This is a genomic window from Actinoplanes sp. NPDC049802 (assembly GCF_040656595.1).
Classification (GTDB): Bacteria; Actinomycetota; Actinomycetes; order Mycobacteriales; family Micromonosporaceae; genus Actinoplanes.
The window spans coordinates 172,855-183,980 of sequence record NZ_JBFAMR010000005.1; the positions used below are offsets into that span (position 1 = coordinate 172,855).

The window sequence follows — 11,126 nt, forward strand, 5'->3', positions numbered from 1 at the left end:
GCCTAGAAGAATCCGAGGGCCTTCGGCGAGTAGCTGACCAGGAGATTCTTGGTCTGCTGGTAGTGGTTGAGCATCATCGCGTGGTTCTCCCGGCCGATGCCGGACTGTTTGTAGCCACCGAACGCGGCGTGCGCCGGGTAGAGGTGGTAGCAGTTCGTCCACACCCGGCCCGCCTTGATCGCCCGCCCGGCCCGGTAGGCCTGGTTGCCGTCGCGCGTCCAGACGCCGGCGCCGAGGCCGTAGAGCGTCTCGTTGGCGATCTTGATGGCGTCGTCGAAGTCCCCGAACGGCGTGACCGACACCACCGGCCCGAAGATCTCCTCCTGGAAGATCCGCATGTTGTTGCGGCCCTCGAAGATCGTCGGCTGCACGTAGTACCCGCCGGCCAGATCGCCGGGCATCTCCGCCTTCGCGCCGCCGACCAGGACCCGGGCGCCCTCCTGCCGGCCGATGTCCAGGTACGACAGGATCTTCTCCAGCTGGTCGTTGGACGACTGCGCCCCGACCTGGGTGTCGGTGTCCAGCGGGTTGCCCTGCTTGAGGTTCTCCACCCGCTTCACACCGGCGGCCAGGAAGTCGGAGTAGTGGCTCTGCTGGATCAGCGCCCGGGACGGGCAGGTGCACACCTCGCCCTGGTTGAGGGCGAACATCGCGAAGCCCTCGAGCGCCTTGTCGAAGAAGTCGTCGTCGGCCCGGGAGACGTCGTCGAAGAAGATGTTCGGGCTCTTGCCGCCCAGCTCCAGGGTGACCGGGATCAGGTTCTCCGAGGCGTACTGCATGATCAGGCGGCCGGTGGTGGTCTCGCCGGTGAACGCGACCTTGGCGACCCGGTTCGAGCTCGCCAGCGGCTTGCCGGCCTCCACACCGAAACCGTTGACGATGTTCACGACGCCGGCCGGGATCAGGTCGCCGATCAGCGAGAACAGGTAGTGGATCGAGGCGGGCGTCTGCTCGGCCGGCTTCAGCACGACCGCGTTGCCGGCGGCCAGGGCCGGGGCCAGCTTCCACACCGCCATCAGGATCGGGAAGTTCCACGGGATGATCTGCGCGACCACGCCGAGCGGCTCGTGGAAGTGGTAGGCGACGGTGTCGGAGTCCAACTCGCCGGCGGTGCCCTCCTGGGCGCGGATGACACCGGCGAAGTAGCGGAAGTGGTCGATCGCCAGGGGCAGGTCGGCGGCCAGCGTCTCGCGTACCGGCTTGCCGTTCTCCCAGGCCTCGGCGACGGCGAGCTTCTCCAGGTTCTGTTCCATCCGGTCGGCGATCTTGTGGAGGATCAGCGAACGCTCGGCGGGCGAGGTGCGGCCCCAGGCCGGGGCCGCGGCGTGGGCGGCGTCCAGGGCCTTCTCCACGTCCTCCTCGGTGCCGCGGGCGACCTCGCAGAAGACCTGCCCGGTCACCGGGGACGGGTTGGTGAAGTACCGGCCCCGGGCGGGCGGGACGTACTCGCCGCCGATGTAGTGGTCATAGCGCGACTGATAGCTGACGATGGCGCCGTCGGAACCGGGCGGGGTGTAGATGGTCACGGTCTCGCCTCCCTCTATTGAGGCGGACGCTAGTTACGGCCACGTTGCAGGAACGTTGCACGCGTATTCCCGGTTCAGGGCGGCGACCCGGCGGGCGGCCAGCGGATCGGCCGGGGCCAGAGCCGCGTACGCCTCCCAGAGGTCCAGATCGTCGCCGCCCCACGGGCTGTTCAACCAGGACTGGAGCAGACGCCGCTCCCCGGAACTCAGGATCGCGGCACGCAGCCGATCGTCCAGCCGCCGCCGCAGCCGGATGACGCCCGGCGCGTCCGAAGCGGGCAGCAACGGGCCGGGATAGGCGTCCAGCGCCTCCGCCGTCCGCCCGGCGTCCAGCAGGCGCGACACGGTGCCGAAGTCGGTCTCCACGGGGGCACGCAACCGGTAAGGCCGCGAGTCCAGCAGTTCCGGGCCGAGGATGCGGCGCAGACGGGACAGTTCGGCGCGGACCGTCACCGGGTTCACGTCGTCGCCGTACAGGTCGAGACCGAGCTGATCGCCGGTGCGGCCCTCCGGATGCACGGTGAGCAGGACCAGCAGTTCGGAGTGCCGGCGTCCGAGCCGTGTCGTGCGGCCGCCCCGCGCCAGCACGGCGTCGTCCCGGCCGAGTGCCGCGATCCGCGGCTGACGGGGGATCGGCATGACCCCACGGAGGTACGCCTCGGCGGCGAGCGCGGTGGCCCGTACCAGAGCGAGGCTGTGCGGATTGGCGAGATGGTCGCCGCCGGTGACGTCGATCGCCCCCAGCAGGCGCCCGGTGCCGGGGTCGTGGACCGGGGCGGCCGCGCACGTCCACCGCTGCACCGGCTGGCTGAAGTGCTCGGTCGCGAAGATCTGCAGCGCGTGGTCGACGGCGAGCGCGGTGCCGGGCGCGTTGGTGCCGGCGTGCGCCTCGTCCCAGCGGGCCCCGGGCACGAAGTTCATCGACGCGGCGCCGCGCAGCGTGGCCGGATGCCCCTCCACCCACAGCAGCCGGCCGTGCCCGTCACAGACCGCCAGGATGTGGTCGCCGTCCTCGGCCAGGCCGCCCAGCAGATCCCGGAAGATCGGCATCACCCGGGCCAGTGGGTGCGCCGACCGGTACGCCTCGAGGTCGGCGTCGGCCAGATCGATCGGGGCGGTGGCGTCGGCCCGGATGTGCGCGGCCGACCGGACCCACGAATCGGTGACCACGGTGCGCATCGTCGCCGAGCGCGGCTCACCGGCCAGGAACCGCTCATGGGCGCGGCCGACCTGACGGATCCGCTCGGCCGGGTCGTCTCCGGGGGTAAGGGCAAGCCACGGGTTCACCGGCAGCACCTCCTGCCCCATCGTGACCCCCATCACCACAAGTGACAACAGTCTCTATGCTGCGAGCCGTGCAACCCTGGCCCCGTACCGAAGAAGAAGCCCTCGCCGTGCAGGACACCCTGCGATCCCGGGTGGTGACCGCCCCCGGACCGGTCGCGCCGGAGACCGTGGCGGGACTGGACGTGGCCTACGACGGCGATCGCCTCGCCGCCGCCGTCGTGGTGTTGCGAACCGCCGACCTCACGGTCGTGGACACCGCCCTGGTCCGTGGTGAGCCGGCGTTCCCGTACGTCCCCGGGCTGTTCGCCTTCCGGGAGGTGCCCGCCCTGATGGAGGCACTCGAACGGTTGACCGTCCGGCCCGGCGTCCTGATCTGCGACGGGCACGGACTGGCCCACCCGCGCCGCTTCGGGCTGGCCGCCCATCTGGGTGTTCTGACCGATCTCCCGGCATTCGGCGTCGCAAAGACCCGGCTGGTGGGAGACTGGGAGCCGGTCGGCGAACAGCGGGGCGCGCGGTCACCGCTGGTCGACGCCGGAGAGACGGTCGGGGCGGTGCTGCGTACCCAGACCGGGGTCAAACCGGTCTTCGTCTCGGTCGGTCACCGGATCGGCTTGGAACGAGCCTGCGAACTGACCCTCGCGCTCGCGCCACGGTTCCGGCTGCCCGAGACGACACGGGCCGCCGACCGGGCCTGTCGTGATCTTCTGAGTTAACCGACCGGCCGCGCGGTTAAAACCTTGGGGCACAAGGCGCTCCGATACCCTCGGGCCCAAAGGGGACTTTCGCTGAGGGGTGTAGTGGTGTCTGATCTTTCGCGGATCATCAAGGCGTACGACGTACGGGGAATCGTTCCGGACCAGTTCAACGAGACGGTGGCCCGGGCGATCGGCACGGCGTTCGTCGAGATGCTGCGCGAGTCCGGTGACGAGCCGGACCAGATCGTGATCGGTCACGACATGCGGGAGTCCGGCCCCGGCCTGGCCGCCGCGTTCGCCCGGGGCGTCAACGCGGCCGGCACCGCCGTGATCAACATCGGGCTCGCGTCGACCGACCAGCTCTACTACGCGTCCGGCGCGCTGAACCTGCCCGGCGCGATGTTCACGGCCAGCCACAACCCGGCGGAGTACAACGGCATCAAGCTGTGCCGTGCCGGCGCCCGCCCGGTCGGCCAGGACAGCGGTCTCGTGATCGTCCGCCAGCGTGCCCAGCAACTGCTCGCCGACCTCAACGCGGAGGCCGACGGCCCGTCCCAGGTGGAGCGGCGGGACGTGCTCGCCGACTACGCGGCGTACCTGCGCTCGCTCGTGGACCTCTCCGCCATCCGGCCGCTCAAGGTCATCGTGGACGCCGGCAACGGCATGGGCGGCTACACCGTCCCGGCCGTCCTCGGCGACCAGGTGCTGCCCGCCCTGCCGCTGACCATCGCACCGCTCTTCTTCGAGCTGGACGGCTCGTTCCCCAACCACGAGGCCAACCCGCTCGACCCGAAGAACCTGGTCGATCTCCAGAAGGCCGTTCGCGAGCAGGGCGCCGACATCGGCCTCGCCTTCGACGGCGACGCCGACCGGTGCTTCGTCGTCGACGAGAAGGGCGACCCGGTCTCGCCGTCCGCGATCACCGCGCTGGTCGCCACCCGGGAACTGGCCAAGTTCCCCGGCAGCACGATCATCCACAACCTGATCACCTCGGCCGCGGTGCCGGAGATCATCACCGAGAACGGCGGCAAGCCGGTCCGCAGCCGGGTCGGCCACTCGTTCATCAAGTCCGAGATGGCGGCCACCAACGCGGTCTTCGGCGGCGAGCACTCGGCGCACTACTACTTCCGCGACTTCTGGTTCGCCGACACCGGCATGCTGGCCGCCATGCACGTGCTGGCCGCGTTCGGTGGCCAGGACCTGCCGCTGTCCGAGTTCGCCGCCGAGTACGAGCGGTACGCCGCCTCCGGTGAGATCAATTCCACGGTGGCCGACGCCGCCGCCAAGATCGCCGAGGTACGGGCCGCGTTCCCGGACGCCCGGGTCGACCACCTCGACGGGATGACCTTCCAGCTCGACGACGGCGCCTGGTTCAACCTGCGGGCGTCCAACACGGAGCCGCTGCTGCGCCTCAACGTCGAGGCGCCCGACGCGGATCAGATGGCGAAGCTGCGTGACGAGGTGCTCGCCATCGTTCGTGGATAGGATCGCCACGACCGGAGTTCTTACGCGGCGATTAGGAGTTACTCGGTGGCGCTCGATCAGCAGTTGCTGGAGATTCTGGCCTGCCCGGACACCCATCACGCGCCCCTCGAGCACGATGCCGGCGCGCAGACGCTGACGTGCACCGAGTGCGGCCGGGTCTTCGAGATCCGCGACGACATCCCGATCCTGTTGCTGGACGAGGCACGGCTGCCCGGCGACGCGCCCGCCGCGTCCCCGGACACCTTGCCCGCCGGTTCTTCGGACGCCTCGCGGCCGGCCGGCGGGTCCGTCGAGAAGTCCGCCGGGGGCGCCGCCCAGGAGGAGAAGGACTGATGGCCGGCCCGATGAGCGGATCCTCCGGGGTCAACGGCCACCGCGTCGCCGACGAGTCGCTGCTCAACGACGAGAAGTCGATGTTCGACAACGACCCCGGCGGCATGCTGCGGGCCACCGCCTCGGCCGGCGCGCAGGTGCGGGAGGCCGCGGCGCTCGCCGCCGAGGTCGACCTGAGCATGCTCGCCGACGAGGGACGCCCGCGTGCCGTGGTGGTCGCCGGCATCGGCACCGCCGGGCTCACCGGCAGCATCCTGTCCACCGTCGCCGGTCCGCGCTGTCCGGTCCCGATCATCGGGCACCGCAGCGCGGGTGTGCCGGGCTGGGTCGGCGCGGCCGACGTCGTGATCGCGGTGTCCGCCTCCGGCCGGAGCCCGGAGGCGATCGCCGCCGCCGAGGCCGCCGCCCGCCGGGGCGCCCGCCTGGTCGCCATCGGCAACCCCGGCTCCGAGTTGGAGGCGCTGGCCGAGCGGGCCCGTGCCCCGTTCATCGGCGTGCCGCGCCGGGCGCCGGCCCGGGCCACCCTGTGGGGCCTCACCATCCCGGTGCTCTTCGCCGGCCGGGCGCTGGGGATCGCCAAGCTGGCCGAGGCGGACGTCGCCGAGACCGCCACCCGCCTGGACGCCGACGCCGAGCGCTGCCGCCCCGGCGCCGACTCCTTCGTCAACCCGGCCAAGGAGCTGGCGCTCGGCCTGGCCGGCTCGGTGCCGATCGTCTGGGGCTCCTCGCCGCTGGCCACCGTGGCGGCCCGGCGGTTCGCCGACACCCTGGCGGCGAACGCCCGCTATCCGGTGATGGCCGGCGCCCTCGGCGAGGCCGGCCGGGGCCGGGTGGGGCTGCTCGACGGCGTCTTCGGCGGCCTGGCCGAGACGTCGCGGGACATCTTCGCCGACCCGGACGACGACACCGACAACGACCTGACCCGCCTGCGGCTGGTGGTCTTCCGCGACGGCGGGCTCAACCCGGAGGACGACGCCGACGAGCCGGTCGCCGTCGAGGAACGCCGGGCCGACGCCATCCAGACGCTGGCCGACCGGCGCGGCGTCCGGTGCGATGTGCTCACCGCCGAGGGAGGCTCCAGCCTGGAGCGTCTCGCGTCGCTGGTGGCGGTGCCCGACTTCGCCTCGCTGTACCTTGCGCTGGCCCATGGGCTGGACCCGATGGCCGTACCGGCGATCAGTGAGATGAAGGAACTGTCCAATCCCCTGCCCGATGGCATCTAGTGATAATTTGTCGCTTATGACCGTGTATCCGTTGACCGGTGTCATCCGGCCGTATGCCTGGGGATCCCGGACCGCGATCGCCGGGCTGCAGGGCCGTCCCGCCCCCACCGAGGGGCCCGAGGCGGAGCTGTGGCTCGGCGCGCACCCCGGTGACCCGTCCACCGTGCCGGGCCCCGACGGCCCGGTCGAGCTCGACGACCTCATCGCCGGCGACCCGGCCGGCCAGCTCGGCGAGGACGTGGCCGACCGGTTCGGCCCGCGCCTGCCGTACCTGATGAAGGTCCTGGCCGCCGCCGCCCCGCTGTCCCTGCAGGCACACCCCGACGCGGAGTACGCGAAACAGGCGTACGCCCGGCAGGAGTCCGACCCCGAGGCGCCGAAGAACTACACGGACGCCCACCACAAGCCGGAGATCCTGGTCGCGCTCACCCCGTTCGAGGCGCTCTGCGGATTCCGTGACCCGGCCACCGCGGCCGAGGTGATCGCCGGGTTCGCCCTGCCCCGCCTCGACCCGGTCGTCACCGCCCTCCGCGACGGCGACCTGTCCGAGGCCGTCCGCCTGCTGCTCACCTGGCCGGCCGACGATCGCAAGCCGTTGGTGGACGACGTGGCGACGGCGATCGCGGCGCTCCCCGGCGACCACACGCACGCCGCCTCCCACCGGCTGGCCGCCAACCTGGCCGAGCACTATCCGGGCGACCCCGGCGTCCTGGTCGCACTGCTGCTCAACCTGGTCCGGCTGGCCCCCGGCGAAGCCATCTGGATGCCCGCCGGCAACCTGCACGCCTACCTGAACGGCCTGGGCGTCGAACTGATGGCCGCCAGCGACAACGTCCTCCGTGGCGGCCTCACCCCGAAACGCGTCGACGTCGCCGAACTCCTCCGGGTCCTCCGCTTCGAAGTCCTCGACGACCCGCTCCTGCACCCCCACGAGCTGGCCCCCGGTGTGACCGCCTGGCGCGTGCCCGTCCCCGACTTCGAGCTGTTCCGGATCACTCTCACCGCGGACCGCCCGCCGGCCCGCGTCCCCGGCAGCGGCCCGCGCATCCTCCTGGGCGTCGAGGGCGACGTCCACGTGGGCGAGGAGCACGGCGTTCCGGTCACCCTCCACCCCGGCACGGCGGCGTACGCCCCGGCCGACGCGGGCCCTCTGACGGCCGCCGGTCTCGGCACCGTCTTCGTGGCGGCCGTCCCGGCCTGACGCTCACCCGGGCGCCCCTCCGGGGGCGCCCGTTTCCCGTCGGCGGGCTTCGCGGCCAGGGGCGATCTCCGACTGGACGAATTCCTTCACCGAGTCCCGGATGAGTCTCCCGGGCCCGATCCGGGCATGGCGGGTTCCTCGTCGATCCGCGCGGACCTCCGGCGGCGTGCTGAGAACCCGGCGTGTGGAGTTGGGGCTCGAATCGCGCCCGAACCTCACACGCCGGTGATCCGGTCCGGTGACCTCACCGGGTGATCTCGTCTTGTGGCGGATGTGGGGGCGGGCCCCTGTTGCCGTGCCGGGTGAGGGGTCGGTGTCGTCCAGCGGATGGGCTGAACCATCCCTCGCCGTTGCGCTCCGTCAACATCGGTGCCCGAAATTTCTCGAAATTCCTTGACATTATGGTTGCAGAGTGTGAATCTAGAAGCACGCAGCGTCATTGGTGATCGGGGGGTCCCACGGACGCGCGCGGTACCAAACCGGGGGGATGAACGGGGCGGCGGGCTCAGGCCTGTCGCCCCGTTCGCTATCGCGCGTGCGGTAGCCCTCCAGCCGTGCCCGAGCCCCGCGGAAGACCTTTCCCCGTCAGGCCGCATCCCCGGCCCCGAAGCCGGTCACCGATCCTGCCGGCAGGCCCACAGCGCGGTTTCACGAGCATTCTGACGGGCGGCCGGGTGCGCCGGTACAGGATCCGGCCGGGGCCGTTTCGGGCACGCTGGGACGGCGCTGACGGGCGGTCGGGCACTTCGGCCGGCGGTGCGGCTGTTCAAACGCGCCGAGACGGCGCTGGGGCCGGGCGGGCGACATCCCCGGCACGCTCCGCGACGGTTTCCGAGCCGGATCCGCCGCTGATGAGCGGGCGGCGACATGTGAGGAGCGCGAGCCCGGCCGGTATGCCGCCGGCGCTGTGATCAGGGGGCGGTGCAAGGGGCTCGCGCGGGATGTGAGGGGACGGGGAACGCTGCGGTTGTGGGCGGCGTAGGTCGTACCAGGAGATTTGTTCGTCAAGGCCGGCGAGTGTCCCGCAGGGGGACATGGGGCTGGGGGAGAAGTCCGGTCCGGTGTGGGGCTGGGCGGGTTCGCGGAGGCGGTCATCCCGTCGGTGTGTATGCGGCCGGGCGAGAGACCGGCCCGGACGTGTCCGGGGGCGGCGGGCCTGGACGCCGAGAGCGGGACGGCTGTCGACGAGACGCCGTGGGCTCCGCCGCCATCGCAGGTGAGGCGGGGTTGCCTGAGTCCCCGCCCGCCCGCCGGGCGGGGACTCTCCCCCGGCGGTTGCCGCCACCGGGTCGGGCCTTCGGCTCCATTACTTCACGAGGTACCGGGTGCTGCAAGTGCATCGGCGGTTGTGCAAGTTGCAACGAGGGGCCGGTCCGTCGATATGGTGGCTCCGTGGCGAGGCCGACATCGACAGCGCGCCGGGAGCTCGGTGGGGAACTGCGCCGGCTCCGCGGTGAGCGCCGCGCTGTCGACGTGGCGACCGCGCTGGGCTGGTCGGAGTCGAAGCTCAGCCGGATCGAGACGGCGCACACCGGGATCAGCGAGCCTGACCTGGACCGGCTGCTCACCCTCTACGGTGTGGCCGTGGAGGACCGGGAAAGGCTGCGTGACCTGGCCAAACGAGGGCGGGCGCGGGCGTGGTGGACGCCGTACCGATCGTCGGTGCCGGACCCGTACGACGAGTATCTGGCCCTGGAGGCCGACGCGGTGCGGATCTCCGAGTGGGAGGCCCAGGTGGTGCCGGGTCTGCTGCAGACCGACGAGTACGCCCGGGCGGTGATCGAGACCGGCGCCGACATCGACGACTCGGCTGTCATCCAGCGTCGCCTCGCGCTGCGGATGGCCCGCCAGTCGACGCTGACCCGGGTCCCGCCGCCGAGTCTGCGGATCGTCATCGACGAGGGGGTGCTGCTGCGCCAGATCGGCGGCCCGGACGTGCAACGCCGTCAGCTGGCCCGGCTGTACGAGGCGAGCAGCCGTCCCGGGGTGGAGTTGATGATCCTGCCGTTTCAGGCGGGCGCGCACGCCGGCCTGATCGAATCGTTCATGGTGCTGGAGTTCGCGGCCGGGACCCGTGCCCCGGTCGTGCACATCGAAGGGCTGACCGGCGGCCTCTTCCGGGTGAAGCCCGAGGAGATCGACGTGTACCAGGACGCGTTCGATGACCTGCAAGAACGCTCTTTGTCGCCAGAAGACAGCCGAACGGTCATCGCTGAGACGAGGGATCGTCTGGGGCGATGATCTCCCGCCGTGGGGTCCAATGGAGTTGCATTCCACGGAAGGAGATGATCATGCAGGACACCACGCTCACCTGGCGCAAGAGCAGCCGCAGTGGCGCTGCCGGGCACTGCGTCGAAGTCGCCGAGGTGCCCGCCGCGGTGCTGGTGCGTGACTCGAAGGACGTCAGCGGCCCGGTGCTGAGTTTCGGCGCCACCGGCTGGACCGGCTTCCTCGCCGGGGTCCGAGCGGGAGAGTTCGACCGGCCCGGCGCGTGATCGGGATCTTCTGATCACGATCGCGCGCGACGGGCGGTCCCGGACCGGGGCCGCCCGTTTTTCTATGCCCCGGTAGGCTTCCCGGGCAAGATCGCCCCCCAGGTAGCACGAGGACCGGGAGGACAGTGCAATATTGGACCGCATGAGAGCCCGGGTACTGGTCGTCGATGACGATCCCGCGTTGGCCGAGATGCTCGGCATCGTCCTGCGCAGTGAGGGATTCCTGCCCTCCTTCGTAGCCGACGGTGAACGTGCCCTGGCTGCCTTTCGCGAAAACCGCCCCGACATCGTCCTGCTCGACCTGATGCTGCCCGGCATGAGCGGCATCGACGTGGCGCGGGCGATCCGCGCCGAGTCGGGCATTCCGATCGTGATGCTGACGGCGAAGAGCGACACCGTCGACGTCGTCCTCGGCCTGGAGTCCGGCGCCGACGACTACGTGGTGAAGCCGTTCAAGCCCAAGGAGCTGGTGGCCCGGATGCGGGCCCGCCTGCGCCGGGGTGAGGACGCCGCGCCGGAGATGCTCACCATCGGCCCGCCCGGCAACCAGATCACCATCGACGTGCCGGCGCACACCGTGTCCCGGGACGGCGAGGAGGTGAAGCTGACGCCGCTCGAGTTCGACCTGCTGGTGGCCCTGGCCCGCAAGCCGCGTCAGGTCTTCACCCGCGAGGTGCTGCTGGAGCAGGTCTGGGGTTACCGGCACGCCGCCGACACCCGTCTGGTCAACGTGCACGTGCAGCGGCTGCGCGCGAAGATAGAGCCGGATCCGGAGCGCCCGGAGATCATCCTGACGGTCCGTGGTGTCGGCTACAAGGCGGGCACCGGCTGATCGTCGGCGAGCGGATAACCTTGCCGCGAGATGCGTGCTCCCTCCT

General features: G+C 71.3%; 9 protein-coding genes and 1 pseudogene. 8 read left to right on the forward strand and 2 right to left on the reverse strand.

All coding sequences use genetic code 11. The features are described from left to right. Positions 1-2: 2 nt before the first annotated feature. Both AB0I88_RS05760 and AB0I88_RS05765 read right to left on the reverse strand, forming a co-directional pair. The gene (locus AB0I88_RS05760) at positions 3-1,526 is read right to left on the reverse strand and encodes an aldehyde dehydrogenase family protein (protein WP_361018838.1); all 1,524 of its coding nucleotides are present in this window, start codon (positions 1,524-1,526) and stop codon (positions 3-5) included. Between the two features lie 33 nt (positions 1,527-1,559). Next, complete coding sequence (locus AB0I88_RS05765) at positions 1,560-2,846, reverse strand: GAF domain-containing protein (RefSeq protein WP_361018841.1); 1,287 nt, start codon at positions 2,844-2,846, stop codon at positions 1,560-1,562. A gap of 35 nt (positions 2,847-2,881) precedes the next feature. On the opposite strand from AB0I88_RS05765, the gene nfi reads away from it, so the two are divergent. From nfi to mtrA, 8 genes and pseudogenes are all read left to right on the forward strand, one after another. Continuing rightward, the gene (nfi, locus tag AB0I88_RS05770) at positions 2,882-3,529 is read left to right on the forward strand and encodes a deoxyribonuclease V (RefSeq protein ID WP_361018844.1); all 648 of its coding nucleotides are present in this window, start codon (positions 2,882-2,884) and stop codon (positions 3,527-3,529) included. Between the two features lie 87 nt (positions 3,530-3,616). Beyond that, positions 3,617-4,996, forward strand: coding sequence for a phosphomannomutase/phosphoglucomutase (locus tag AB0I88_RS05775; RefSeq protein ID WP_361018847.1), 1,380 nt, complete (start codon positions 3,617-3,619; stop codon positions 4,994-4,996). A gap of 45 nt (positions 4,997-5,041) precedes the next feature. After that, a pseudogene (locus AB0I88_RS05780) lies at positions 5,042-5,203 on the forward strand (Trm112 family protein); the annotation flags it as partial. 125 nt (positions 5,204-5,328) lie between these two features. Next, on the forward strand, positions 5,329-6,552 hold the full coding sequence (locus AB0I88_RS05785) for an SIS domain-containing protein (protein ID WP_361018851.1): 1,224 nt from the start codon (positions 5,329-5,331) through the stop codon (positions 6,550-6,552). Positions 6,553-6,574: 22 nt separating this feature from the next. Further along, on the forward strand, positions 6,575-7,753 hold the full coding sequence (gene manA / locus AB0I88_RS05790; protein ID WP_361018923.1) for a mannose-6-phosphate isomerase, class I: 1,179 nt from the start codon (positions 6,575-6,577) through the stop codon (positions 7,751-7,753). Between the two features lie 1,392 nt (positions 7,754-9,145). Further along, a complete protein-coding gene (locus tag AB0I88_RS05795; RefSeq protein WP_361018855.1) occupies positions 9,146-9,994 on the forward strand; it encodes a helix-turn-helix transcriptional regulator in 849 nt (282 codons plus the stop codon). Positions 9,995-10,044: 50 nt separating this feature from the next. After that, positions 10,045-10,248 (forward strand): DUF397 domain-containing protein, encoded by a 204-nt coding sequence (locus tag AB0I88_RS05800; protein ID WP_361018858.1) that lies wholly within the window; start codon positions 10,045-10,047, stop codon positions 10,246-10,248. Between the two features lie 142 nt (positions 10,249-10,390). Further along, positions 10,391-11,080 carry an MtrAB system response regulator MtrA gene (gene mtrA, locus AB0I88_RS05805; RefSeq protein ID WP_014688036.1) on the forward strand — a complete coding sequence of 230 codons (690 nt, stop codon included), beginning with the start codon at positions 10,391-10,393 and terminating at the stop codon, positions 11,078-11,080. Positions 11,081-11,126: the final 46 nt, after the last annotated feature.